The 23,830-nt window shown below is 33.3% G+C and carries 27 protein-coding genes, 6 pseudogenes and 1 riboswitch; of the genes and pseudogenes, 8 read left to right on the plus strand and 25 right to left on the minus strand.

The genetic code is table 11. The features are described 5' to 3' along the window. From LpgJCM5343_RS04845 to LpgJCM5343_RS04860, 4 genes and pseudogenes are all read right to left on the minus strand, one after another. Nucleotides 1–492: a GNAT family N-acetyltransferase gene (locus LpgJCM5343_RS04845; protein WP_101890720.1), complete on the minus strand. Its 492-nt coding sequence runs from the start codon at nt 490–492 to the stop codon at nt 1–3. Nucleotides 493–541: 49 nt separating this feature from the next. After that, nucleotides 542–934 (minus strand): GNAT family N-acetyltransferase, encoded by a 393-nt coding sequence (locus tag LpgJCM5343_RS04850; protein WP_250881798.1) that lies wholly within the window; start codon nt 932–934, stop codon nt 542–544. A gap of 99 nt (nt 935–1,033) precedes the next feature. Continuing rightward, entirely contained in the window at nt 1,034–2,122 is a 1,089-nt protein-coding gene (locus tag LpgJCM5343_RS04855) for an LLM class flavin-dependent oxidoreductase (RefSeq protein ID WP_101890721.1), read from the minus strand. A 128-nt stretch (nt 2,123–2,250) separates the two neighbouring features. Then, nucleotides 2,251–2,484 (minus strand): annotated as a pseudogene (locus LpgJCM5343_RS04860) (ATPase); the annotation flags it as partial. Between the two features lie 192 nt (nt 2,485–2,676). Here LpgJCM5343_RS04860 and LpgJCM5343_RS04865 point away from each other — a divergent pair. The 4 genes from LpgJCM5343_RS04865 to LpgJCM5343_RS04875 all read left to right on the plus strand — a co-directional run bounded on the left by LpgJCM5343_RS04865 (nt 2,677) and on the right by LpgJCM5343_RS04875 (nt 4,545). Next, on the plus strand, nt 2,677–2,997 hold the full coding sequence (locus LpgJCM5343_RS04865) for a DMT family transporter (RefSeq protein WP_101890722.1): 321 nt from the start codon (nt 2,677–2,679) through the stop codon (nt 2,995–2,997). 51 nt (nt 2,998–3,048) lie between these two features. Further along, nucleotides 3,049–3,255, plus strand: a complete 207-nt coding sequence (locus LpgJCM5343_RS09600) for a hypothetical protein (RefSeq protein ID WP_250881799.1) — start codon at nt 3,049–3,051, stop codon at nt 3,253–3,255. Then, nucleotides 3,252–3,821, plus strand: coding sequence for a TIGR02452 family protein (locus LpgJCM5343_RS04870; protein ID WP_250881800.1), 570 nt, complete (start codon nt 3,252–3,254; stop codon nt 3,819–3,821). Before LpgJCM5343_RS09600 ends, LpgJCM5343_RS04870 begins: the two co-directional genes overlap by 4 nt. A 265-nt stretch (nt 3,822–4,086) precedes the next feature. Next, entirely contained in the window at nt 4,087–4,545 is a 459-nt protein-coding gene (locus LpgJCM5343_RS04875; protein ID WP_101890723.1) for an NAD(P)H-dependent oxidoreductase, read from the plus strand. Here LpgJCM5343_RS04875 and LpgJCM5343_RS04880 read toward each other — a convergent pair. The 13 genes and pseudogenes from LpgJCM5343_RS04880 to LpgJCM5343_RS09700 all read right to left on the minus strand — a co-directional run. Beyond that, nucleotides 4,536–5,057 (minus strand): methylated-DNA--[protein]-cysteine S-methyltransferase, encoded by a 522-nt coding sequence (locus LpgJCM5343_RS04880; RefSeq protein WP_039156529.1) that lies wholly within the window; start codon nt 5,055–5,057, stop codon nt 4,536–4,538. The genes LpgJCM5343_RS04875 and LpgJCM5343_RS04880 overlap by 10 nt on opposite strands. A 254-nt stretch (nt 5,058–5,311) precedes the next feature. Then, entirely contained in the window at nt 5,312–5,626 is a 315-nt protein-coding gene (locus LpgJCM5343_RS04885; protein ID WP_250881801.1) for a MarR family transcriptional regulator, read from the minus strand. 117 nt (nt 5,627–5,743) lie between these two features. After that, nucleotides 5,744–6,609 (minus strand): annotated as a pseudogene (locus tag LpgJCM5343_RS04890) (NAD(P)-dependent oxidoreductase). A gap of 73 nt (nt 6,610–6,682) precedes the next feature. Beyond that, complete coding sequence (locus tag LpgJCM5343_RS04895; RefSeq protein WP_101890724.1) at nt 6,683–7,201, minus strand: GNAT family N-acetyltransferase; 519 nt, start codon at nt 7,199–7,201, stop codon at nt 6,683–6,685. Between the two features lie 126 nt (nt 7,202–7,327). Further along, nucleotides 7,328–7,957 carry a Crp/Fnr family transcriptional regulator gene (locus tag LpgJCM5343_RS04900; RefSeq protein WP_101890725.1) on the minus strand — a complete coding sequence of 210 codons (630 nt, stop codon included), beginning with the start codon at nt 7,955–7,957 and terminating at the stop codon, nt 7,328–7,330. 17 nt (nt 7,958–7,974) lie between these two features. Beyond that, entirely contained in the window at nt 7,975–8,526 is a 552-nt protein-coding gene (locus LpgJCM5343_RS04905; RefSeq protein WP_003648812.1) for a hypothetical protein, read from the minus strand. Then, the gene (locus LpgJCM5343_RS04910; RefSeq protein ID WP_020807828.1) at nt 8,526–8,756 is read right to left on the minus strand and encodes a heavy-metal-associated domain-containing protein; all 231 of its coding nucleotides are present in this window, start codon (nt 8,754–8,756) and stop codon (nt 8,526–8,528) included. The genes LpgJCM5343_RS04905 and LpgJCM5343_RS04910 overlap by 1 nt, the downstream gene beginning before the upstream one ends. A gap of 22 nt (nt 8,757–8,778) precedes the next feature. Further along, nucleotides 8,779–10,680 carry a heavy metal translocating P-type ATPase gene (locus LpgJCM5343_RS04915; protein ID WP_003648811.1) on the minus strand — a complete coding sequence of 634 codons (1,902 nt, stop codon included), beginning with the start codon at nt 10,678–10,680 and terminating at the stop codon, nt 8,779–8,781. Between the two features lie 239 nt (nt 10,681–10,919). Next, nucleotides 10,920–11,293 (minus strand): annotated as a pseudogene (locus tag LpgJCM5343_RS09605) (ABC transporter permease). Continuing rightward, nucleotides 11,274–11,951, minus strand: a complete 678-nt coding sequence (locus LpgJCM5343_RS04925; protein ID WP_077958920.1) for an ABC transporter ATP-binding protein — start codon at nt 11,949–11,951, stop codon at nt 11,274–11,276. Before LpgJCM5343_RS04925 ends, LpgJCM5343_RS09605 begins: the two are co-directional and overlap by 20 nt. Nucleotides 11,952–12,060: 109 nt before the next feature. Further along, nucleotides 12,061–12,447 carry an FMN-binding protein gene (locus LpgJCM5343_RS04930; RefSeq protein WP_101890726.1) on the minus strand — a complete coding sequence of 129 codons (387 nt, stop codon included), beginning with the start codon at nt 12,445–12,447 and terminating at the stop codon, nt 12,061–12,063. 73 nt (nt 12,448–12,520) lie between these two features. Then, on the minus strand, nt 12,521–13,453 hold the full coding sequence (locus LpgJCM5343_RS04935; RefSeq protein ID WP_077958918.1) for a helix-turn-helix transcriptional regulator: 933 nt from the start codon (nt 13,451–13,453) through the stop codon (nt 12,521–12,523). Between the two features lie 371 nt (nt 13,454–13,824). Further along, nucleotides 13,825–13,935, minus strand: a pseudogene (locus LpgJCM5343_RS09700) (ABC transporter permease); the annotation flags it as partial. A 62-nt stretch (nt 13,936–13,997) separates the two neighbouring features. Next, nucleotides 13,998–14,111, plus strand: a riboswitch (FMN riboswitch). A 112-nt stretch (nt 14,112–14,223) separates the two neighbouring features. Here LpgJCM5343_RS09700 and LpgJCM5343_RS04945 point away from each other — a divergent pair. Further along, complete coding sequence (locus LpgJCM5343_RS04945; RefSeq protein ID WP_101890727.1) at nt 14,224–14,514, plus strand: GTP cyclohydrolase II; 291 nt, start codon at nt 14,224–14,226, stop codon at nt 14,512–14,514. After that, complete coding sequence (ribH, locus tag LpgJCM5343_RS04950; RefSeq protein ID WP_077958915.1) at nt 14,514–14,975, plus strand: 6,7-dimethyl-8-ribityllumazine synthase; 462 nt, start codon at nt 14,514–14,516, stop codon at nt 14,973–14,975. Before LpgJCM5343_RS04945 ends, ribH begins: the two co-directional genes overlap by 1 nt. Before the next feature lie 104 nt (nt 14,976–15,079). On the opposite strand, the gene LpgJCM5343_RS04955 is transcribed toward ribH, so the two are convergent. Continuing rightward, complete coding sequence (locus LpgJCM5343_RS04955) at nt 15,080–16,444, minus strand: FAD-dependent oxidoreductase (protein ID WP_077958914.1); 1,365 nt, start codon at nt 16,442–16,444, stop codon at nt 15,080–15,082. Between the two features lie 177 nt (nt 16,445–16,621). Here LpgJCM5343_RS04955 and LpgJCM5343_RS04960 point away from each other — a divergent pair, with 177 nt between their 5' ends. After that, complete coding sequence (locus LpgJCM5343_RS04960) at nt 16,622–16,888, plus strand: MFS transporter (protein WP_077958913.1); 267 nt, start codon at nt 16,622–16,624, stop codon at nt 16,886–16,888. A gap of 195 nt (nt 16,889–17,083) precedes the next feature. On the opposite strand, the gene LpgJCM5343_RS04965 is transcribed toward LpgJCM5343_RS04960, so the two are convergent. The 4 genes from LpgJCM5343_RS04965 to LpgJCM5343_RS04980 all read right to left on the minus strand — a co-directional run bounded on the left by LpgJCM5343_RS04965 (nt 17,084) and on the right by LpgJCM5343_RS04980 (nt 21,101). Beyond that, nucleotides 17,084–17,476, minus strand: coding sequence for a sulfite exporter TauE/SafE family protein (locus tag LpgJCM5343_RS04965; RefSeq protein ID WP_101890728.1), 393 nt, complete (start codon nt 17,474–17,476; stop codon nt 17,084–17,086). A gap of 324 nt (nt 17,477–17,800) precedes the next feature. Further along, entirely contained in the window at nt 17,801–19,033 is a 1,233-nt protein-coding gene (locus tag LpgJCM5343_RS04970; RefSeq protein WP_077958911.1) for an MFS transporter, read from the minus strand. A 233-nt stretch (nt 19,034–19,266) separates the two neighbouring features. Continuing rightward, entirely contained in the window at nt 19,267–19,914 is a 648-nt protein-coding gene (locus LpgJCM5343_RS04975) for an NAD(P)-dependent oxidoreductase (protein ID WP_077958910.1), read from the minus strand. 20 nt (nt 19,915–19,934) lie between these two features. Beyond that, nucleotides 19,935–21,101 (minus strand): alpha/beta hydrolase family protein, encoded by a 1,167-nt coding sequence (locus LpgJCM5343_RS04980; protein ID WP_101890729.1) that lies wholly within the window; start codon nt 21,099–21,101, stop codon nt 19,935–19,937. Nucleotides 21,102–21,190: 89 nt separating this feature from the next. Between LpgJCM5343_RS04980 and LpgJCM5343_RS04985 the strand changes: the two genes are divergently transcribed. Then, nucleotides 21,191–21,763 carry a TetR/AcrR family transcriptional regulator gene (locus tag LpgJCM5343_RS04985; RefSeq protein WP_035424203.1) on the plus strand — a complete coding sequence of 191 codons (573 nt, stop codon included), beginning with the start codon at nt 21,191–21,193 and terminating at the stop codon, nt 21,761–21,763. Between the two features lie 235 nt (nt 21,764–21,998). Here the strand turns inward: LpgJCM5343_RS04985 and LpgJCM5343_RS09530 are convergent. From LpgJCM5343_RS09530 to LpgJCM5343_RS05000, 3 genes and pseudogenes are all read right to left on the minus strand, one after another. Then, nucleotides 21,999–22,283 (minus strand): annotated as a pseudogene (locus LpgJCM5343_RS09530) (iron-sulfur cluster biosynthesis family protein); the annotation flags it as partial. A 120-nt stretch (nt 22,284–22,403) separates the two neighbouring features. After that, a complete protein-coding gene (locus tag LpgJCM5343_RS04995) occupies nt 22,404–23,213 on the minus strand; it encodes an aldo/keto reductase (RefSeq protein WP_101890730.1) in 810 nt (269 codons plus the stop codon). After that, a pseudogene (locus LpgJCM5343_RS05000) lies at nt 23,200–23,823 on the minus strand (ATP-binding cassette domain-containing protein); the annotation flags it as partial. The pseudogene LpgJCM5343_RS05000 and the gene LpgJCM5343_RS04995, both read right to left, overlap by 14 nt. Nucleotides 23,824–23,830 lie beyond the last annotated feature (7 nt).

The following is a 23,830-nucleotide window of genomic DNA, read 5'->3' on the forward strand; positions in this document are numbered from 1 at the left end:
TTATAAAGCCCTTATCATATTTACACTAGTAACACCAGTTGGATCTGGAATATCATCACTAGTTTTTCCTTCATTATGAAAACCACGTTTTTCATAAAATTTAATCAATTTCGGTAAACAAGTTAAAGATATAGCTTGACGATTTTGCTTTCTGGCCTCTTGCGTCATTGCTTCAATTAATTTTGTCGCTACGCCTTGTTTGCGGTATTCAGGCAAGACCGCTAAACTCAAGACCATTTGATAGCAATCATCTTTTTGATTAGGATGATTTTCAAAATATAATTCATCTTCAATATAGCGTTTATTAAAAGCAGGACCAAAAATATGACCAATTACTTTACCATCTTCTTGTGCTACCAAAAAAGTATCAGGATAATTTTCAATTCTTCCCATCATATCGTTTTTGGTTTGCTCTTTAGTCATCTTAAATGCAGCAGATTCTAGATTTACTACTTCTCCTAAATCATCCATCGTTACTCTACGAATAATCATGGTATTCACTTCTTCCTATCTTTTAATTAAAAAATATCATCATCTTGTTTTATCTGCAATATAAAAAAGCTACAAAAGTTAGTAACTCTTGTAGCTCATTATGTCTAATAAATATCTTTAACTCTTTTTTTGGCCGTTTCATTTTATTTAATGAAAACTCTATTAACTTACTCCCAACTCCTTGTTTTTGAAAACTTGGATCTACGTAAAGCCAAGCAAGTTCATCATCACTAAACGCTACAAAACCAATAACTTTTTTATCTTTTTGTCCAACATAAATATTATACGAAAATAGATCTTCTTCATATGCTGCAATTTTTAAGGACTTAAAAGCCTCACTTAAATTAGCAGCTTCTAGTTCTCGTTTTCTTGCTTGATCATGAATCTGACATAACCTATCAAAATCAACTTCATGATATTCTCTAATCTCTAGTTTATCCACAACAGTTATATCCTCTTTGCTTTTGCCCATTATTTCTATTTATTATGATAATTCTACTATTGGTAGCTCAGCAAAACGAGATCTTGTTACAGCGTAGCTTTACTTATTATTCTTCCGCTTCAATCTAAGACGTTCTTTTTCATCTTTTTCCCGAAAATACGCCTTAACTTTAGGAAGTACTTCTTCTCCGTAAATTCTAATTGCGTTCATAACATCTTCATGTGGCATTGAAGCAATTGGTAAATGAAGATAGAATCGAGTCAAACCAAGCTCTTCCATTACTTTGATAATCTTGTTTGCAACAGTTTCGCTATCACCAACAAAAATTGCACCATTTTCTCCGACCGATTCAAGATATTGCTCATACGTCATTCCGTTCCATTGCGGTCTTTCCGTACTAATTTGATCAACTAACAATTTAGTAGGATAGAAATAATCTTTAATGGCTTTTTCTTTATCTTGATCTAACCAACCCCAAGAATGGGCAGCAATCGGCATCTTTGTTAAATCATTGCCAACTTTTTCTGCAACTCTTCTGTACAACTTAATTAGTGGTTTAAAGTGCAAAGGATCACCGCCAATTATCGCATAAACGATTGGCAAACCTAACTCTGCAGTGCGAATAGTCGATTCTATGCTTCCACCAGTAGCAACAGAAATAGGAATTGGCTTTTTTGTACGCGGATAAATTCCTTTATGATCAACTCTAAGTGTAAATTTTCCTTTTGGCCAATCAAGAATTTCCTCTTTGTTCATTTTAAACAGCATTTCGAGTTTTTCAATAAAAAGTTCATCGTAATTTTTTAAATCATATCCAAATAAATCAAAAGCTTCAGTGAATGAACCTCTTCCTGCCATAATTTCAACTCTACCTGGTGCAATTGCATCCATTGTTGCGTATTGTTCGTAAACTCTAATTGGATTAATTGTTGGTAGATTTGTAGTAGCACTTGAAAGATGGATTTGCTTAGTTTTCGAAGCAGCTGCTGCTAAAATAATTTCCGGTGCTGAAACAGCGAAATCTTTGCGGTGATGTTCACCGATTGCAAATGCATCAATATTCAATTTTTCTGCAAGAATAATTTCTTCTAATAAATCTCTGATTCTTTGGTCATGACTAATTGCTTTTCCTGTTTCTTCTAATGGTGTAGTTTCACCAAATGATGAGATACCTAATTCAATATTCATTTTTATCAACTCCTAAACTTACTTACTTTTTGTAAGTAAAATAATAGCATATGATTTTTTGAAATGCAAGAGATGAAAAAACGTCTATATTTACACGGAAATATATGTAAATATAGACATCTTATGTATCAGCTCTTTAACAACCAATCAATCACGTTAATTTGTTTAACACCATTATCATCATAACTTCCTGGATCTTGAGTCAAAAGAATTTTGGGATAATTATCTTTAATTTCCAAAAATGGTGCAATTTCTCTTTGATAGGTCTTTTCATCTTGAACCGTCAAACTAACTTGATAGTACTCTTTTAGACCATCGTGAATAGCTACAAAGTCGACTTCTTTATTGCCGACATAATATTGTAATTTTGAAAAAGAGTCACTGGTTAACTAACAGAGATTCACCGAATAACTAGAATTCTAATAATGAGTTTGCTAAGATAACTACAGTTAAATAGACACTTCCGCCGGGAAGTAAACAAATAAGAGTAATTATATATCTCATTAGGCCTTTGAAGAGATATACAATTGCTCTTTTCTTTTGGAGGAATTTATATGACTTGGATTTATTTAGTAATTGCAGGAATCTTCGAAGTTGTATGGTCAACGACGATGAAATTGAGCCAAGGATTTACTAAAATTGGTTGGGTAATTGCAACAATTATTGGGATGATAGCTAGTTTTGCAGGTTTAATTATAGCAACTAAACATTTACCAATTGGAATCGCGTATCCAGTTTGGACAGGAATTGGAGCTGTTGGATCAGTACTAGTTGGTTCATTCTTATTTCATGATCAAATGAATATGATGACATGGATTTTTGTCATTTTATTAATTGTTTCAATTATCGGAATTAAAATTACTGCTGGACATTAAAGATAATATCTATAAATCAATAAATACCTTTTTTAATTTTGGAGATTCTATATGGGAATTGTAGCTAAACGCATTGCAATGGCTAAAAGCCGCTTAAAAATAATGGAAAACAAATATACTAATGAAACTAATTTAAGTATTAAGCAAAGTAAAATTTATAGTCCAAAAGATTTTTTACAAAAACCACATATAAAATATACTCATTATGCGAATTTATCTTTTAAAGAGGAAAATACAGCCATGCTGCAAACAATTTGAAAAATATTTACCCTAATTTAAAAACAGCAATTTTAAATTTTGCAGATTATCTAACTCCTGGAGGTGGTTACTTAAATGGTTCAGGAGCTCAAGAAGAAGTGCTATGTCATGAATCTAATTTATATTCAGTATTAACTAATTTTACTGATTTTTATCAATGGAATCGTGAACACATTAATTATCATCTATACCAAAATCGTGCAATATATAGTCCAAATATTGTTTTTACTAATTTAGACGGTACATTAGTAAATAAATTCGACGTTATAACCTGTGCTGCACCGTGTTATAACCGTGCAAACTTTGATAATATCTCTTATAGGACAGCATGCGAAGTTTTACAAAATAGAATGTATTTTGTAAAAACAATTGCTGAAGAAAATCACGTAAATAATTTAATCCTAGGAGCTTGGGGCGCCGGTGCTTTCGGCTTTCGAGGAAAAGAAGTGGCCAAAATGTGGCATCAAATTTGGGCAGAGTCCTCTCCTGTTGAAAACGTTTGTTTTGCAGTTATTGAGCATATAAGTACCAATAATGTAGATATTTTTGAAGCTGAATTTTCATAATATTTAAATTGAATTTGAATCTTTTAAACTTTTAATGAATGCCGTCAACAATATCAAAAATATGCTTAGACATATATCTCAACCAAATATAACAAACATAAAGATGTCTATATATCCAGATCTTTACCATTAATTTTTGATTCAAAATCTTAAAAATACTATCATCCTAATGCTACTTTAAAAAATCTATTTTTAATTACTCTCTTGACTATAGCGCAACGTTACACTTTATACTGACTAAAATTGAATTAGGAGAGATAACAAAATGAAAATAACAATTTTTCTATTTCACCCCGACTTAAAAGAGTCCAGTGTAAACCAAGCGCTAATTAAAGATATAACAACAGAAGTTAGGAATATTTATGAACCTTACCCAGATGAAAATATCAACATTAAAGCAGAACAAGATGCCCTATTAAGAAGTGACCGAATTGTTTTTCAGTTTCCAATGTACTGGTACAGTGTTCCCCCACTTATGAAAAAATGGTTTGATTTGGTTCTTGAACATGGCTGGGCTTATGGTAGTAAAGGACACGCACTTGATAACAAGGAAGTGCTAGTTGCGGTCAGTACGGGTGCACGTTTAGCTGATTATCAATTTGGTTCCAAGCAAAATCACACAATTAATGAATATCTATTACCTTTATTTGCTACATTTGCCTCGACTCGAATGAAAATTCTTAAACTAGCGCAACTACCGCTTAAACAAAGTCGTCATTTATAGTTAGCCGGCAGCGAAAATTTACTAATATCAATTCCTTCCAACTGCAAAAGTTGGATTTTTTTGTCAATCCCCCCACTATAACCGGTAAGATTGCCATTACTACCAATTACACGATGGCAAGGTACAATTAAAGCAATATGATTTCTACCTACTGCACTCCCTACTGCTCGAATGGGTAAATGATCTGCTCGCCCAGCTACTTTTTCTGCAATTTTTTTATAAGTAGTAACTTCACCGTAAGGAATTTCTAGTAAGGCTAACCAGACCTGATTTTGAAAATCTGTTCCAATTAAATGTAATTTAGGTAAAAACTTAGGATTCTTTCCTTCAAAATAGAGATCAAGCCATCTAATAGCATCATCTAAATATTTATTTTTACCAAGTTGATGATCTTTAGCTAAATTATCAGCATAAAAGCGATCACTACGAAGCCACAAGCCAGTTAAGCCTTGCTCATCACTGGCTAGTAAAATTTGACCAACGGGAGAATTATAATAAGCAATTTTTTGCATTTTGTCACCTCTTTCCATTAATAATGATACGTGATTTAGATAATTAAAATATCATTTTAATATCAAAAATTATCATAAAAAAGAAAAATGAGCTTTACACCAAAAAATGAAGCTCATTTTCCTACTTTTCTTCTAAATTTTTAATAGCTCTTACCAACAATTGATCGAACTCATAACGCTGCTTCTGAGTAAAGCCTTTGGTCATCTTACCTTCCATTTGGTTAAATTCTTTAGCAAAAGCAGCAGTTCGAGAATCAATATTCCGCTATTACTACTGGCATTAATTTAATACGCTTTAATCTTGAATCATCTGAATCTTCGATTAATTTTACAGCATTTTTCTGAATCAGATGTTTTACTAACCCATTAGTCATTGGTCGCGTAATTCCCAAAATATCTGGCAAGTCACGCTGATACACAACTTGATCTTGATGATGATATAAATACATAACTACTTCAATTTGTGATTTAGTAAAAGGAACGCCCTGTCGTAATAATATTTGAGCAATCTCCTTTGACAAAAGAATATCTAATTTTTTAACTTTATTGATGTAATTATATATTTTCATTGATCTCACTATAATTCTGGTTTAGTTCTATTTTTTAAGATAAAAGTGAGTACAAAACAAATTAGTGAAACCACAGCAGCTGCCGCATTTTATCAGCTAATGATGTTCTGAAACTCATTACTTCCACCACAACATAATCAAAGCTTGTGTTCCATCATTGCCCAATTTCTTTTGGTCAACCAAGATTTCATATAAATGCCTTGCTTCTTCAGTCGCAGGCAGATCTAACTGCATCTTATCAGCTTCTTATAAGGCAATACGCAAATCTTTTAAAAAATGTTTAGCAAAAAAACCAGGTGTATAATCACCCTGCAATATTTTTGGACCATATGAATCTAGACTAAAATTTTCTGCTGCACCAGACTGCAAGGTTTGACAAATTTGTTCTAAATTTAAATGTGCCGCTTTAGCATATACCAGCATTTCGGTCATGCCAGTCATGGTTCTCCAGCAATCATAATTTGATTAGCTATCTTAGCATGTTGTCCACTACCATAACTGCCAAAATAATTTAATTTGCTAGCAAAGGTTATGAATAAATCATGCAAATGATTAAGGTCTTCTTTATGGCCACCGATCATGACCGTTAAAGTTCCATTTTTGGCGCCAATATCCCCATCAGAAACCGGAGCGTCTAAGATATGTAAGCCTTTTTCTTCACCAATTTGATCAATCTTTTGTGCCAGACTAGGTTTACTCGTGGTCATATCGACAACATATTGACCAGCTTTGGCGACAATCAAGATACCATCCTGACCAAAATAAATATCTTCAACATCTTTTGGAAAGCCAACCATAGTGAATAAAATATCAACTTTTTTAGTTAGTTCAGCTGGATTGTCCGCCCATTTAGCCCCATTATCCAAAACTGTTTGCGCATGAGCTTTTGTTCTATTATAGACAGTTACATCATAATTATTTTTCCGTAAGTTATTAATAATCCCTGTACCCATTACACCGATACCGATAAATCCAATTTTCATAATTTTTGTTTCCTTTAATTAGATGCTACTAAAAAAGAGGGATGCAATTAAGCCCCCTCTATTCATTCTAAAACTATAAATTTAATTCAAAAGCAACACGGTATGAATCAATTGGATCCATATTCTTAATATTGCCACGTTTTACAAAGCCAGCGTCTTCAACAATATGCCAAACTACGTCGTTAGTTCGAAAAGTATCAACGCGATAATTCCTTATGCTTTCCGCATAGTGCATTGAAGTCAAACTGCTCATTAAATAGCTAGCAAGGTGCATCCCGCGATACTCATCAGAAATTGCAACGCGATGAATGGCCACATAAGGATCAAGATCATTCTTCCATTTACCATCAATCTGCTTGTAATTAGGATCAGGTCCATCCGTAATCGCAGTATAAACAGCAATTTTCTGATCAACGATTAAGACCCAAGCGGCCCCGTCTTTAATATCGGCTGTAATAGTCTCAACATTGGGATAACCACTTTGCCATTGCGGATTTTCCTCTTCTTTTAAAAACTTTTTTGCCTCATCAATAATCGGCATGATTTGTTCAAGGTCATTTTTGGCTGCTTGACGAATATAAATTAGTGACATATTGTCTCCCTCCTTTAATAAAATTTTATTAAAGGAGCATCTCCTTTTTGAATTTAAAAACTACTCTTTATTAATTTCCGATAATCAAAAAATCCACGAACCAGTTAGTTCGTAGATCTTTAATAACTATAATAAATCAATATGACGTATTTTTCGTTTTAAGCTCCCCTGCTTCTCTAACAGTACAAATTTACGCGATAAAGTTTCGGGAGTAGTGCCTAAATACAAGGCTAAATCTTTCATTTTTAGGGGCAAAGTAAATGAATTTTTATTCACTTGTTTTGCATAAGCCTGTAAATAACTCAATAGTCGATCTTCTACCTTAGGCAAACTTAATAATTGAATTTGCTTATGCATAGCACGTACTTTAATAATATTTTGTTCTAAGAGTTGAATACTTAATTCTGGCTTCTTTTTCATTAAAGCTAAAAAATCATTTCGGTTGAGTAAACAAATATCACTATTTTCTGTAGCTTCCACATAAGTATTCGTATTTGCTTCACCAAATAACCAGTTTTCACCCGCATAATCACCCGTCTTTAAAATCTGGGTAATATTTTCACGGCCATTTTCGTCTAAAGTATAAAGGCGGGCACCACCATGAGCAACAATTACTAAATTATTACTTGAAGTAGGATCCATTACTAATTCACCATTTTGATAATTTTGATGGTGAACTAGTTCTTCTATTTGCATTTGATCATTTATTGGTAATGCATTAAATAATGGAACTAAATGTACACATAACTCTGCCATCTAAAAACTTCCTTTAGTTAAAAATCATCGTCGTCATCATCTTCTTCAGTATATAATCTTTCACGCAATTCATGACCTAAAAAGTTTTGCGATTGACGGATTTGTTCCTTAATCCAGGCTAGCAGTTCAATCAAATTAGCACTCAATTCTGGCCAAGTTTCTTTTTGAGTTAAGGCAATTGCTTTAGTAATAAATAAAATTTGTGTATCAAAGTCTTTTACTAAAGCGAAAAGTTGATCTTGACCATTTTCGTACTTACTTGCTCCATTCTCCTCAAGCATAGTATATTCTTTAAATTGATCAGTAGTGGTAGGAATACTTTCGCCGTTATTAACTAAAATTTGATTTAACTGGTTAAACTCATTCTGTTCATATCTGATCCACTCATCAGCACGCTGTTCTAAAAATAAACTAGCCGACCCCTTGGCGAAGAACTTAGCTTGATCTATTTTCAAAGTATGGATTAATAAATTAGCAATAATGTGATCCACCATTGCACCCGCTGTAGGCGTATGATGATCAATATCACTTTGCTTTAATTCTGCCTTGTATGCTTCCTCAGCCTTCATTAGTCTAGCTCCTTTGCCTTTACACCCTTGACTTCATAGCCCATCTTTTCGATTGCTGTTTTAACATCGTCAACATTAGCCTTATCAGTATTCATCATGAACTTTAACTTACCGGCATTAAATAATACCTTGATTTGATCTGTACCATCGACATCTTCAACTGCCTTTTCAATCTTGGTTAAACAAGATGGGCAAGTCATGCCACCTAACTTCATCATTACTTTTTGCATAAAAATCTTCCTTTCTTATTCCTTACATGTTTAATGCTAAATCTTTTTCTTTATCAGAAAATTGATGGCCGTCAACTTTTCGATGATTTTTAATTAAACGCATGCCGTTTAAGATTACGACCAAGATACTGAATTCATGAATAAACATGCCATTAGCCATCTCGACATAACCTGTAAATAATCCAATAAACAATAACAACACAGTTAACAATGCAATCCCAATATTTTCATTCATATTTAAAACCGTTCGTTTAGAAATTGATAAAGCATCGGCAATTTTACGCAAATCATTTTTAACTAAAACAATATCTGAAACATCGACTGCAACGTCCGTACCGCTACCGATCGCAATAGCAATATCGGCATTAGCTAACGCCGGACTATCATTGATGCCGTCACCGATAAAGGCAACATGATGACCATTTTCTTGTTCCTTCTTAACAAATTGTGCCTTATCTGCTGGCAACATTTGCCCATGAATTTCATCAATTGGCAAATCAGCCGCAATTTGTTGAGCAGTTTCTTGATTATCACCTGAAAGCATAATCAACTTCTTAATACCTAGTTGCTTCAATTGCCTTAATGCAGTTTCTGCTTCTGGGCGAAGACGATCTTTAATGCCGAAAACAGCCAATTTACTTTGATTACTATTAGCTAAGACTACAACAGAGTTTCCCAAATTACTTAATTTATTAACCACTTGAGTTAATTTAGAATTAGCAAAGGTATTTTCCTCAATTAAAGCTAAATTCCCTAAATAATATTTTTCTCGATCCAAGTCAGCTATCATCCCGTTGCCCTTAACTGTCTTAGTCTCGATTTGATCAATCTTCTGCTCACTTAGTTTAGCCATTGCTTTGGCTAACGGGTGATTACTTTGAGATTCAATATTGGCAGCAAGATTAATAATTTCATCCTTATTACCACTCAAAACTTCAATTTTATTTACCTCAGGATGGCCAACTGTTAACGTACCGGTTTTATCAAAGGCAATCTCATCAACTTTACGAGCCGCATCCATTACTTGTGAGCCTTTAAACATCACGCCGTTCTTAGCCCCATTACCGATACCAGCGACAGTTGAAACGGGAACGCCAATAACCAAAGCACCGGGACAGCCTAGAACCATTACTGTAATCGTTAATTTGAAGTCTCTAGTAATTAAGCCTACGATAATCGCAATCACTAATACCGCTGGAGTATAGTATTTAGAAAAACGATTGATTAATTTTTCAGTATGAGACTTAGAATCTTGAGCTTCTTCTACCATTTCGATAATTTTACCAAAGGTAGTATCGTCTCCAGCTGCTGTAGTTTCTACCGTCAAGGTACCATCTTCTAGAATTGTTCCGGCATAGACTTGATCACCTTGTTTTTTATCAGCTGGTTTTGACTCACCATTAACATTGGCTTCATTTAAATAGCCTGAACCTGCGACAATTTTTCCATCAACTGGGACTTGATCGCCGGTTTTAATCAAAATCTTTTCACCAAGATCAATAAAATCTATGTCCTCTTCTTCCGTTGCTCCGTCATCTTGCAAAACCAACGCAGTTTTTGGCGCCATTTTAGTTAAATCAGACACAGCTTTACGAGTCTTTTTAAGGGTAAGTTCTTCTAGAACATCACCTAATGCAAAAAGCCAGGTAACAATCGCCGCTTCATTAAATTCGCCAATAACAATAGCACCAATTACTGCTAACGATACTAAGACATCAATAGAAACTAATTTTACTTTTAATGATGAAATAGCTGTTAACAAAATTGGAATTAAGCCAATAATTCCTACTATTAGCATCAAAACTTGATAAGCAGCATTGATATGGAATAACCACTTAGCTGTTTCCGCAAATAAAATCAGCACAGTATTAAGTGCCAAAATTATCTTTTGATGTTTAACAAAAAATTGTTGAATCTTTACCATTTACATTCTCCTTTGTTTTACATGCTTTAGTTTAGGAGAAATGAGTTTTACAAAAATTGATAACCATCAAGAAAAAGCACTTAATATTGAAAATTAAGTGCTCGTACTTTTAGTAAGATTATTTGAATTTAACTTTTTGTTTATTACGCTTCTTGATTTATCCGCCTAATATCGCGTTCCTGCGTCAATCTAATGACTAACCGAATCATCGCGTAAGCAAAGATAAAAATGAATAAAGTTTACCAATTAATCAACCAATTATTTAAAAACATCATTATTGAAAATAATGCAAGGGTTCCAATAAGATGAAAAATAAATGCTAGTAAATACGATAAGTCCGTTTTAAATAGAAAACTTAATTCGCCAATCAAACCACTGCAAATGAAGACGATAAAAACACTATTTATCGGAACAGCCGTTAACCGACGGGTATCTATATGAAAAATAAATTTTAAAACAAAACCGATAATCACTAATTGCACGATTGCCCGAATTACGCTAATAAAATATCTTTGGTTAATCCCAGCTTTTCTTTTGCGGAAATTGCAATTGATACTAATACTAGCGCAAAAGCTAAAACTAAGGATAAGTTGCTAACCGTTACATTTTTCATTTACTAAGCCTCTACTTTTTTCATTTACTAAGCCCCTACTTTTAATTTCTAAAACATTTTTAGCTACTTGAATTTCACTCTGATCATGAGTCACTTGTACAATAGTTGTCCCTTGTCGATGGACAGATTCAATCAAACGATGAACTATTTCTTTACTTTTTCCATCTAATCCCGCTGTAACTTCATCAAGTAATAGCACTTTGGGTAAGAAGACAATACTTCGAATTAAAGCAACTCTTTGTTTTTCACCGCCTGACAAAGAATTTATTTCTTTATTTAAAAATTCAGCTGGTAAATCTACAATCTTTAATAATGAATCTAGCCTGGCTAAATCTACTTCTTTATTTCTGATTTGATAGGGAAAAGATAAATTATCTTTAACAGTTTTGCCAAAAAGAACCGGCTGCTGAAAGCAGTACATTACTTGTCGACGATACTTAATTGGGTCTAATTTTTGAATATCGCTACCATGATAAAAAATAGTGCCCGAACTGGGACTGATTAAGTTCGCAATTAATTTTAGAATTGTACTTTTTCCCGCTCCCGATGGACCAATTAAAGTTAAAAAGTCACCATTTTTTATCCCAAAAGATAGATTATTTAAAATAGTTCGTTTTCCCACTTGATAATTAACGTTTTTCAGTTCAATTATTGTTATTGATTATTCCTTTAAATCTTTTCTTTCAATTATAGTACTTTTGCATAATCAAGATTTAAGTGAAAAAGCGTAAAAAATAAAAGTTTGGAGCTAATCTCCAAACTTTTTACTATATTTTCTGTTCAACATCATGAATTTTAACCACTAATACTGCTCGAATCCAATCAAATTGTGCTTTCATTTGATCAAAATATGCACCTTCATTAATAAATTGACCACTACCGTGAATATGATACCCGCGACCCATACCAGCGATTCCTTGATAATTATAAGAACCAATCGTAATCGTTAATTCATGCTTAGAATCTTTCTTGAAATCCTGTTCAATTGAATGCATCCCAGCAGCCGGAATCAAAATAGTATCATCCGCAACCACATTAATATATTGTGACCAAGTATTAACCACACTAGCTGGATTGCCATTGATGGAAATAATCGTTGCTGGTCCTTTATCTTCTAAAACGTCTAAAAAATCTTCGTTCATTATCTTTGTCATAAATTCTACCTCCTAAAACCTTTCAGTTTTACTTTATTCCTTAATCCTGACAACCTATGTCAGAATTAGCAAATTAATATTGCTGAATTATTTCATTTAACTTTTCCAAATAGCTATTCTTTAATTCTTTTGGCTTTAATACTTTTACTTCAGAACCCAGAGATATCAAATAGTCGACTAAATAATGTAGTTCTTCCTTGTTATATTTACCATTCAGATATATTTTTCCATGCTTATGGTCAATTTGCATGATTGGGTATGAATTATACTCAACTTTTTGTTCACCGATTTTGGTTAACTGACATTGATAAGGGATGCAATAATGCTCCCGTTCATATTGCCGGAAGCTATCAAGTAATTGCTCTTTATTCATCACCGATTGTTTAGTATTTAGTAGCTTTACTGTTTCAAATTTATCAAGCCGCAAGACAAACCAACGTTTTAAATCCAAATTATAAGCATGACAAAACCAATTCCCTGCTTGGTAGAATATATCAAGCAACTGCAATTTTTGTTCTTCTTTAATAAACTGAAAATTTCGCGCTAAAATTACGCTATTATTCAGACAAGCTTTAAGTAGCAAAGTAAAAAAAGGTACTTCATTCAAGCTTGGCTGACTAATATAGTGAACAAATTCTTTTTGAAGACTAATTTGGTTTTGTAATTTTTGAGGTAGATTCTTTAGTAATTTAGTCTGAATCTTTTGATATTCATTACTGTATGGCGTTTCACTAAGATTTTTTATTGCCTGTAAAGCGAAAAAGATAGCGTTGATCTCTTGCGTATTAAAACGGATGGGCAATAGTAACTTACTATTAGTAATGTAATAACCACCACTACGCCCAGTTTCACTATAAAAAGCTAAGCCTAACTGCTCTAGATCGGTAATATCTCGCAAAGCTGTTCGTTCAGAAATTGCAAATTTTTCTTCTAGTTCTTTTAAATGAAAGATCTTTTTATCGGTTAAGTATAGTAGTTCTTGATTAAGTCGTTCAGATTTTTTCATAGTTGTGCAAGCTTTCCTGTCAAAAAATGTCAGTCTTTTATTCTATAATAATGCTGATAGGCGTTCAGGACAAGGAAGGTCATACTATGGTAGATATTTTAACTAAACAAACCAGCAATCAAAAATTCTCATTTAAATGAAATTTACGTTGACGATGTTGAGGCAGCAAAAAAGATTTAGGTGTTTTAGAAATCACGCCTAAAACCGCTAGTTACCTAGACCACCAAACTCACCCAATCTTTATGAGAAAGTTTGAGTTTTAGCAGTTAAATTGATAAGAATAATCAAAATCAATAATTAATTTCAAATTTTATACATAAAGAAACATCACAGACTCCAGTATCAATCCACTGAAATTTGTGATGTTTCGTTTATTCTTTTACCAAATGGATTTCACGATCAAATAATTTATGCATCCCTTCATTGAAGTTATGTACAATAAAAACAATCGTTGCTTTACTTTTCAGTAAATTCTTTAAAAGAGCCCTATAAATATCATTTGACAAAAAAGAAAAGCAGCTTTATGCCGAATGAGAATTAAATAAATGTTCTTCGAGGCAGGGTGAAATTCCCGACCGGCGGTAAAGTCCGCAACCCGCGCAAGCGGTTGAACCCTTAATGGTACCGATAGTTATAGTCTAGATGGAAGAAGGATAATTTTAATCTACGCTTATTTGCGTACTTGAATTATTTTTTAACTTGCATACTATTTCTGAACCTCGAAGTTTAGCTTCGAGGTTCTTTTTTTGTTCTGTTAGGAAGTGATTTAAATGGAAAAAGACCAATATTATATGAATTTAGCTTTACAAGAAGCTAAAAAAGGACGCTTCCAAACTTGGAAGAATCCTTTGGTTGGTGCTGTGATTTTCAAAGAATTGAAGATCAAAGAAATCAATTTGCTAACTAATAATCCTGATAAAATTGACCAATTAAACGATTACGGTATTAAGATTAATAAACGTATTCCATTAGAACTTGCATCTAATGATGTTGATCGTTTTTACCTACAAACTAAGAAAAAGAGATTTCATCATTTATTAGAACTCAAGGAGGTTGAATAATGACTGAATATACTGGAAACTTCACTAATACTCATGGAAAAATCGCGATTGTCGTAGCTAAATTTAATAAAATTGTTACTAAAAATTTGGTTCGCGGTGCTAAAGAAACACTTCATCAATTCGGAATCCAAGACGATGAAATTGATGTCATCTGGGTACCAGGAGCATTTGAAATAGCCTTCACTGCTCAAAAACTAATTAAATCTGATAAATATGCTGGAATTATGACTCTCGGTGCAGTAATCAAGGGTGAAACTGATCATTATGCCATGATTATTCAAAACGTAACTAATGCGATTATGCAGATGAATTTACAAGCTAAAATTCCAGTCACTTTTGGTATTTTAACTACAGAAAATATTGAACAAGCTTTGCAAAGGGCGGGCTTAAAAGCAGGCAACGAAGGCTCTTCTACTGCCCAAAGTTTACTTGAAATGATCTCCCTCAATGAGCAATTGTAATTACTAACTATTTTACCCAAACACAACTAAATCCAACAAAAAAACTAGCCATGTTTTTACATGGCTAGTTTTTCTTGATAACTTATCTTTATTAATGCCTAAATTTAGAATCTTGCCATACCTAAGGCATGTTGTGCAGCTAAGTTAAGCAAACTCCATTGACGGTCAAATCCTGGTTGGAAGAAGAAGTCTTGTTCAGCCAAGTCTTCCAAACGCATCTTATGACTAATTGCTAAAGCTAAAACATTGCCTTGAGCAGTAATATCATACTTAGAAAGAACTGCACCACCTAGAATTTGGTGAGTGTATGGATTAAAGGTTAAGCTGACATATACCTTAGGATTATCTGCTTCTGGAACATAAGCTGGGCGCATGTTATCTTCATAGAAACTAGTTTGGTAATCAAGCTTGTTCTTAGCAGCTGAGAATTGATTTAATCCTGCAGTAGCAAAGTGATAGTCAAATACACTAAGAGCTGAAGCACCGATAACACCTTTGAAGGCACGGTCTGGCTTATCTTCGAAGATATGATCAACTACATATTGAGCTTCTCTTCTAGTAGTAGTGGCTAAGGCAATTGGCATTGGTTTACCAGCTGGAATCGAAAGCGGCAGAATTGCATCTCCAATTGCATAAACATCTTTTACATTAGTTCTCAAATATGGATCAGTCTTAATCCAGCCTCTTTGATCTAAGTCAACTACGCCCTTTAGCCAGTCAGTATTAGGCATTACACCTGCTGAAACAACAACCAAGTCAGCTGGGACATCACCTTGATCAGTTTTAACACTTTCAACTTTTCCATTACCGTTAAAGCCTTCGATCTTGACACCCATCTTCAAGTCCATATTTTTCTTAAAGGTAGGTTCCAAAACATCGAGTAATTCAGAATTAAGATAGGTTCCTAATGGGCGATCAATCATATCCATTAAAGTTACATGCTTGCCAGCTTTAGCAAATACTTCGCTAGCTTCAGTACCGATATAACCAGCACCAACAATAGCAACATTTTTAATTGCTGGATCGTTAGCAGCACTCATCAACTTAGAAGCCCAGTCACGTCCACGCATCAAATAGATATTCTTGAGATCATTACCTGGCACAGGTAAAACTTTAGGAGTTACGCCTGAAGAAAGAATCAACCTATCATATTGGACTTCTTCTTCAGAATTATTAGTTAAGTCTTTAACTGTAACAGTCTTATTTTCAGGATGAATAGCAGTTACTTCATGGTTAGCATAAACATGACCGCCCTTCTTTTCAACATCTTCTGGGGCAAAGTTTCTAACGTCATCTTCTGCTGTAACTTTATTTTCTAAGTACAACTGCATTCCACAGGACATAAATGAAATAAAGTCGCCAGCTTCGTAAACAGTTACATCTACATCATTATATTTATCTAACAGCTCAATTGCTGATTCATGACCACCATGTGAAGCACCAACAATTACAATTTTACGTTTATCCATAAAATCCTCCTAACACAATAGTTTCTGCTTTACAGTTTTAATGGTAACACTTATTATTTAATATCCATCATATTTTGCTCAAAACTAATGGACAAAAATCAAATTAATGTTGACATCTGTAAACGTAAATATTACCATTCATCTGTAACTTGTAAAAAGTAGGAAAGAGATAATTTCATGAAAAACAAACGAATTGCTGCTTTAATTGCAATTGCGATTTTTACCTTTATGACTTTCTTTAACTTAAATTCACCACTTTGGCTCTTCGTAGTTACTTTCTTATTTTACGGAGTCAGAATGGGACTCTTCCAATCGCCAAAAAATTCAGTTATTATGTCTTCCGTTGACCAGCAATTCTTAGGGATTGCTGGTAGTGTTAATTCCTTAGTTCGTAATTTCGGGATGGAACTTGGAGTAAGTCTATCAACCATTATCCTTTTATAGCTCAATGAGTTTTAAAGCTGGTAAAAATATCACCACTTATCCAGTAGGACAAAATCAATTATTTATGTCCGGTTTACATATTGCCTTCATCTTTGCTCTGATATTCGCTGCAACAGCTGAATAATTACTGTTACGCGTTTTGTAAAGAGCCACAAAAATAGATAGTTAATTGAAGCAGGTTTATTACCTGCTTTTTTATATAAAATGAATTACATTAAAGCCAGTAATTGCTGTAATAGCAATCATGAAAACTGTATAAAGATTTTCCAATTTTGCTGATGAAATCTTCTGGTTCCAAACTGTACCAATATAACCGCCAATAATTGAAGCAATGATCAACATAGGAATCATTTTCATATCAAACATCTGATATTGTGCACTAGCAACAATCGAAATGATTTTGGTAATTTGTGAGAAAAAGACCGTTGCAATTGAATAAACCGAAGATTGCTTCATTGTGAAGTGAAAAATTATTACGAATAGAGATACATTAAGTGGTCCACCACCAATAGCCAGAAAGATTGAAATGGCTCCTAAAAATAAACCTACAAAGAAAGCTAAAACAATATTTCCCTTTATATTATTCATGGTTCATTTGCAGTTAACCGTGCCCATCATTTTGTTAAAGATCAGAAATGGTCTCATGATGTAAAATTATTAAATAAATTTACCGAAGCCGGATATCAAAATTTCAAGAAATAGCTATACCTAAAAGTATCTAAAAAAGTTTCTAGTTTATAAAAGCGAGCAATGATTTTCAATTTTAAAATGCATTGCTCGCTTTTTCTAATTTGATTATTTGGTTACTCCTAATCTCTGAATAAAAGTAAAAAGACAATGAATGTAAGTAAGTTTCCATATCTAGAAGAGAAATAAATTATGTAGTTAGTTAAATTCATATATTCAACTAGCTTAAATACTTCTAAGCTTCCTATCAAATAAAGCAACTAAAAGCATCAAAATAAGTAGTATTCCTGATCCAATAAAAATCTCAGCAGTAGACATAAATTTACTTATCACACTACTTAAACTTAGACCCGCAGGTCCGGCCAATCCGATCATCATTAAATAAAAACTAATCACCTTTCCTAAGTTTTTATGTTCAATCTTATCTTGAAGCAATGTTTGAGCAGGTGCATCAATCCAAGGAATACATAACCCAGCAATAAAATTAATAATAATAAAGATTATAAAACCATAATGATTGCCGGGAAGTATACCAGAAATAAACAAACTTAATCCGATTCCTAGCACTCCAATACCTGCAGGTGTAAGTCGATGTGATAAATTATTTAAATTTCCCATACACAGACCACTTAATGCCATACCTAATGCAATTGAAACTTCCACTAACGGCGCATCAAATTTTAAAGATCCATGAAAATGTTCACTAGTCATAAGTGGATATAAAGCAGTTGATGGCACAATAATAGCTACGGAAAAAGCCTTGTAAATAATCACCCTATTCAGGCCAGTAACTTGAATAATACTATGAAGACCTTGTTTTAATTCGAACAGAAGGTGAAAGCCTCGTTGATTTGCATTATTAACTTCATTCCTCGGAAAGCATGTAATTATTACGGCACAAATACCTATTACGTTTGCAAGTCCTGATAGTAAAAGAATATAGTCTACTGACAGCAATCCATATAATATTCCACCTAAAATCGGCGGAAAGAATTGATTAAGTGCTTGAAGCGAACTATATTGCCCATTTATTTTTAAAAGCTTATCATCAGGTACAAGTTCAGGTACAGCAGATTGAATAGTCGGATTCTGAATACTAATAGTAGTTGATCTAAGTAAATTTGAAATCAGAATTAGATCAATCGTTAGATTATTGTGGCTATTGATTGCCTGCAAAAAAAGTAAAAGAGTAACAATAAGACTGATTGTATCAGAAAAAATAAGTATCTTTTTCTTACTAACTCTATCTGCCATTACGCCAGCGAAGGGAGCAAATAATGCGATTGGTAATAAAGAAATTATTTCAGAAATAGATAAAATAGTGGCTGGTTTCGAAATTGAGGTAAGATAAAAAAGCAAACTATAATTGACAGTTTCTGAAATAATACTAGCTAGCCCTTGGCCAATAAATAATCGATAAAAGTTACTAGCCCATGAATAATATATATTTTTGTGCATGAAAAAAACTCCTTACAGTTAAATTTAAGAACATAACTGCTTGGAGTTTTCCAAGGTATACGCGTAGTAAACTTAATCACTATTTTTTTCGCTATGTTATTAAGCATAGTATCATAAAACAAAAAAATATACAATAAGTTTTTAACGCAAAGCCTTATTTTCATTTAATCAAAAGTAGATTTTTCGCCCTCTAAAATTAAAAATGTACCAATAGGTATTAATATTAAAGAGGGCTATTTATGTTGCTTTGAACACATGATTAACTGTTTACCAAAGGTTTTACGATCCTTGATAATTCTTAACATCACCTGTGCTACATCACTACGATAAGTTCGAGGTGCACCTGGCATCTTGTATCCCGAATCAGCATCCCTAACTAAAGGATTTTCAGTCTTTTTGCCATTAAACAACGGACCAGGATGAACGGTAGTCCAGTTTAAATCAGAATTCTTAAGTTGACTTTCACCCGCTTCATGGTCAGAAAAATTACCTTTCAAAAATCCTTTGGCTCCCATACGGTAAGGATAACTGGTATTGGCTAAAGTTGTACCAACACCTAATGCAGAAAGACTAATTAATCGTTTGATTTTTGCTTGATCCATTGCCTTAATAATATCAGGTATTGCAAAACTAAATAATTTACCACTACTGTTAGAAATTGGATTACCTAACGTTACTAATACAGCGTTACATCCCTTCATTTCAGAAGCCATTTTTGCAACATCATCAAGTTGTCCTTTAATTACTGTTAGCTCAGGATCATTTATATTTAACTTTGACGGATTTCGAACGTAAGCAACTAATTCATCATTACGTGTTAAGGCTTGTTTAACTATTTCAGATCCTGTTCTACCTGTAGCACCAATTAAAAAGAGTTTCATTAGCTTCTCCTTCCTATTAACTAAAAATTGTCTTCAATCCAATTCATAATATATTCAGTTCCAGTTGCATAGCCACCCATTTGCGTATGTTGCTGAGCAGTTGAATTTTCATCAAACAGTAAGTAGTCCTTAGGACAGGTTAAAGCATCATAAAACTTTTTCGCTGCTCCATGAGTAACCTCTGCGGAACCATCTAAAACTAAAGTTTTAGTTTTAATATTTTGTACAATTTTTGTATTATCAAATTTCTTTAATTCGTTAATTATAGTCTTATCAGTTGCTCCATGCTTCCATTCATAGTCTTTTAAAACAAAGTCAATCATATTAGGTCGAATCATTGCTGGCATCTTAAGTGCTTTTTCTAACCGTTTAGCAATCATACCACCCCAATTCATATTACCAGGATCAGAAATTATAAACTTTAACCGATCATCAAAAGCTGCACCACGTGCCACTAAAAAGCCGCCAAAGCTCATACCCATTGCTCCGATTTGTTCTGAATCAACTTCCTCTTGTTTTTGAGCGAAATCAATAACTGGTCCTAAAACATTTCCAAAGTCTGGTCTAAACTTTAAGTCTTGCAGTCTTAATGCCATCCCTTGTCCAGGACCATCGAAAGTTAAGGCATGGATTCCGCGCTTAATTGCCGCGTCAGTAACCCAAATTGTATCATCTGCCCAAGTATCCCGTCCTGGAATTACGATTAATAATGGTGCCTTTTTATTTTTAGCAAACGGCGAGCGGTAAAAATGACCTGGTAAATAAGTATTTTCATAAGGAATTCTTATTGCTTCACCAGGATAACCATTTAACTCTAAAGCACGGTCATAACAGTCTTTACTTCTTTGAGAAAATTCTTGCATTCTAGGGTCCTGCCAATCACCAAAATACATTAGGGATACACGCCAATAAGTAGAAGCCCGCAGATAACTACTACCAGCACTAATTAGTTTGCCGGCTTTTTCAAACTTATGCGCACGGTTCTGTAAGTTTGCTGCCATATTACTCCAGGCATTAATCCAGCTTTGTTCATCACTTTCTTTAATATTCATAATGATTTCTAAGACTTCACCTTCATCGCTCATGCGATATGGCATTAAATCCATCACATGCTTGATTAATGCATCTTGCAACATGTTTTTACTATATTTATATTCTGACCAATGTTTCTTAAAGATTTCTGTCATGGGTTATTACCTCTCTTCTTAATTGTTGATTCAATCTTAGAGAAAAAAGGACTATAATTTAACTACAAAATGAGATGGAGTGTTGCATTTTGAATAAATATCATAAGAAAAGCAAAAAAACTGATCAAATAATAGAATCTGCACTATTAAAATTAATGGATTCAAGTGATTTAAATAAAATTACGATGAATGAATTAGCTGACATGGCAAATATTAATCGTGTTACTATTTATCGCCATTTCAACGATAAATGGGCAATTATTGAGCAGATTGAAGCTAGGCTTTTTACGGCATTAAAAAAACCACATCAGAAAATGCTCGATCAACTAGCATTAAAATCTGATAATGGTATTGAATATCTAACTAATTTTTTACAGGTCTTCAAAGACAACTTAGTAACAATTCGTATTCTGATTTCCAGTCATGGTGACCTAAGTTTCTCAACCAAGTTAATGGACCATTTGTTAGAAATGGAAGGATTGTCACATTCATTGATGCATTTACAAGCAAATAATGACTTACAAGAACTATTTTCTTATTACAGCATTTCTGCATTAATTGGAATTATTCGTTTTTGGACTATCCACCCCAACTATTCAGCCAAAGAAATGGCTACTTTTTTCTTTAAAATGCGAAACGGAGAATTAACAAAACTAAGTTAATCAAAAACATGGAAAAAACGCTGATTCAATATTGAATCAATGTCTTAAAATACAAAGCTAAGTAGTCATGTCTTAACTTAATGACATTTCTCATTGATTAATATATTACTGCAGAAAATATATTAAAAATTAAAATAATTATTGGTAGTATGAATATGATTTATAGTGCACTTCTACAAAAAAAGAATTGAAAGCAAAACTTTCAATTCTAGTGAGTGGGTATTTAACTACTAAACTAAATTTTATTTAAAACGAATGATTGTTTATCTTTAGTTATATCGTTAATGCTAATTGTATCATCAATCACGCCTTCATCACTAACTAAACTCAAAACATTATTTTTCGCCTTTAATTTTAAACCAGAGGCTAGCATGCTAATTTCTCTTTCTCCAGTAAATAAAGGGAGGTTAAACTTATTTTCTAGCTCAATTTCATATAATGGATCTTCCTCATCAACAATAACTAGTTGAAAAGCTAATACGCTCGTACAGCTCCCAACATTTGAGTATTTATTAACCCCATCATTTAAATCAGGGTTAAATTATTATACTTGAACTGAATAAAAATCACATTTTGGTAAAAATGTTCACCCCTTTACCAAAATGCGGCTTTTATTTTGAACTTTTTGTTCAGCTTTTCTTTAATAATCTTCATCTTCACGCATTTCTGCAGGCCAGCCATCAATTGGCTTACGTTCGTCTAAAACGCGTAATCTCTTAAGATCATCATTATCTAATTCAAAATCAAAGATATCAATATTTGACTTAATATGAGCTGGATTAGTTGAACGCGGAATAGTTACAACATCGTTTTGAACCAAGTAACGCAAAATTACTTGAATTGGTGATTTCCTATATTTTTCGCTAATTTCTTTTAAAATTGGATTACTTATTAGATTTTGCTGACCATTACCAAGCGGACTATAACTTTCGTGCACAATATTTTCTTTTTCTAAAAATTCGTGCATCTTCCATTGCTGCAAAAATAAATGAGTTTCAATTTGATCAACCATTGGACGGACACTACTTTGGTGGATCAAATCTAACGTTTGTCGACTATTAAAGTTACTAATTCCAATTGCACGCGTCTTTCCTGCTTTATATGCTGCCTCAAGAGCATGCCAAGTATCGATATCATGCCCTATTGGCCAGTGAATTAAAACCAGGTCAAAATAATCTAGTCCACTTCTTCTCAATGATTCATCTAAACCAACCTTAGTATCTTCATAACCATCAGTCATCGTTTTAGTTGTGATAAAGACTTCATCGCGATTTAGACCACTTGCTTTCACTGCTTCACCAACTTGTTGTTCATTTTGATAATATTGCGCCGTATCAATTAAGCGATACCCATCTTCAATAGCCGATAATACTGCTTGCTTTGTTTGATCTGGACTAATTTCATAAGTTCCAAAGCCAAAAATTGGAATTTTAACGCCATAATTCATCATCGCTTACTTCACGATCTAAGCCGCAAACTAAATTTTCACGAATTGTTCCTGGCATTACTGCAGAATTCTGACCAACTAAACCAATTTGATGCCGCCAATTAGTTAAATCGATATTGTCAATATTTTCATTACCAATCGTAATCTTACCTGAAGTTGGTTTGTAGAAGCGTTCAATCAATGAGAAAATTGTTGATTTACCACCACCAGATGGTCCAGCAAAAGCGACAACCGTATTTGGTTTAGCCACTACATTAATGTTATGCAAAATTTGCTTATCTTTTTCATAAGAGAAGCTGACATTTTGCAATTGCAATTCTTTACCAGCAACATCAACTTTTTGATCATCAGCAGATTCTTCAATGGGTTCATTGAGCATTTCACGAATACGTTCAGTTGAACCTGATGTCTCGGCTAATTCGTTAAAGAATTGGCTAACCATAATTACTGGTCCCATTAATTGGAACAAGTACATTAAAAATGAAATTAGGGCACCCATAGTAAGACTGCCTTGTATTACACGAATCGCACCATAGGTTAAAATTCCGATTACCAAAATCATCATTAACATGTTAGAAATTGGTTGCATTAAAGAATTAACCCATGATTCTTTAAAGAAA

This window comes from Lactobacillus paragasseri (assembly GCF_003584685.1).
Taxonomy (GTDB): Bacteria; Bacillota; Bacilli; order Lactobacillales; family Lactobacillaceae; genus Lactobacillus; species Lactobacillus paragasseri.

Excerpts from the sequence above, each read along its gene's own strand:
- LpgJCM5343_RS04965 (WP_101890728.1), bottom strand. The coding sequence starts at position 17,476 with ATGAATAATATAAAGGGAAATATTGTTTTAGCTTTCTTTGTAGGTTTA.
- LpgJCM5343_RS04880 (WP_039156529.1), bottom strand. The coding sequence starts at position 5,057 with ATGCAAAAAATTGCTTATTATAATTCTCCCGTTGGTCAAATTTTACTA.
- LpgJCM5343_RS04865 (WP_101890722.1), top strand. The coding sequence starts at position 2,677 with ATGACTTGGATTTATTTAGTAATTGCAGGAATCTTCGAAGTTGTATGG.
- LpgJCM5343_RS04960 (WP_077958913.1), top strand. The coding sequence starts at position 16,622 with ATGAAAAACAAACGAATTGCTGCTTTAATTGCAATTGCGATTTTTACC.
- LpgJCM5343_RS04930 (WP_101890726.1), bottom strand. The coding sequence starts at position 12,447 with ATGACAAAGATAATGAACGAAGATTTTTTAGACGTTTTAGAAGATAAA.
- LpgJCM5343_RS04875 (WP_101890723.1), top strand. The coding sequence starts at position 4,087 with ATGAAAATAACAATTTTTCTATTTCACCCCGACTTAAAAGAGTCCAGT.
- LpgJCM5343_RS04980 (WP_101890729.1), bottom strand. The coding sequence starts at position 21,101 with ATGACAGAAATCTTTAAGAAACATTGGTCAGAATATAAATATAGTAAA.
- ribH (WP_077958915.1), top strand. The coding sequence starts at position 14,514 with ATGACTGAATATACTGGAAACTTCACTAATACTCATGGAAAAATCGCG.
- LpgJCM5343_RS04910 (WP_020807828.1), bottom strand. The coding sequence starts at position 8,756 with ATGCAAAAAGTAATGATGAAGTTAGGTGGCATGACTTGCCCATCTTGT.
- LpgJCM5343_RS04905 (WP_003648812.1), bottom strand. The coding sequence starts at position 8,526 with ATGAAGGCTGAGGAAGCATACAAGGCAGAATTAAAGCAAAGTGATATT.
- LpgJCM5343_RS04995 (WP_101890730.1), bottom strand. The coding sequence starts at position 23,213 with ATGATGAATTATGGCGTTAAAATTCCAATTTTTGGCTTTGGAACTTAT.
- LpgJCM5343_RS04855 (WP_101890721.1), bottom strand. The coding sequence starts at position 2,122 with ATGAATATTGAATTAGGTATCTCATCATTTGGTGAAACTACACCATTA.
- LpgJCM5343_RS04945 (WP_101890727.1), top strand. The coding sequence starts at position 14,224 with ATGGAAAAAGACCAATATTATATGAATTTAGCTTTACAAGAAGCTAAA.
- LpgJCM5343_RS04935 (WP_077958918.1), bottom strand. The coding sequence starts at position 13,453 with ATGAAAAAATCTGAACGACTTAATCAAGAACTACTATACTTAACCGAT.
- LpgJCM5343_RS04915 (WP_003648811.1), bottom strand. The coding sequence starts at position 10,680 with ATGGTAAAGATTCAACAATTTTTTGTTAAACATCAAAAGATAATTTTG.
- LpgJCM5343_RS04970 (WP_077958911.1), bottom strand. The coding sequence starts at position 19,033 with ATGCACAAAAATATATATTATTCATGGGCTAGTAACTTTTATCGATTA.
- LpgJCM5343_RS04955 (WP_077958914.1), bottom strand. The coding sequence starts at position 16,444 with ATGGATAAACGTAAAATTGTAATTGTTGGTGCTTCACATGGTGGTCAT.
- LpgJCM5343_RS09600 (WP_250881799.1), top strand. The coding sequence starts at position 3,049 with ATGGGAATTGTAGCTAAACGCATTGCAATGGCTAAAAGCCGCTTAAAA.
- LpgJCM5343_RS04845 (WP_101890720.1), bottom strand. The coding sequence starts at position 492 with ATGATTATTCGTAGAGTAACGATGGATGATTTAGGAGAAGTAGTAAAT.
- LpgJCM5343_RS04895 (WP_101890724.1), bottom strand. The coding sequence starts at position 7,201 with ATGTCACTAATTTATATTCGTCAAGCAGCCAAAAATGACCTTGAACAA.
- LpgJCM5343_RS04975 (WP_077958910.1), bottom strand. The coding sequence starts at position 19,914 with ATGAAACTCTTTTTAATTGGTGCTACAGGTAGAACAGGATCTGAAATA.
- LpgJCM5343_RS04900 (WP_101890725.1), bottom strand. The coding sequence starts at position 7,957 with ATGGCAGAGTTATGTGTACATTTAGTTCCATTATTTAATGCATTACCA.
- LpgJCM5343_RS04885 (WP_250881801.1), bottom strand. The coding sequence starts at position 5,626 with ATGAAAATATATAATTACATCAATAAAGTTAAAAAATTAGATATTCTT.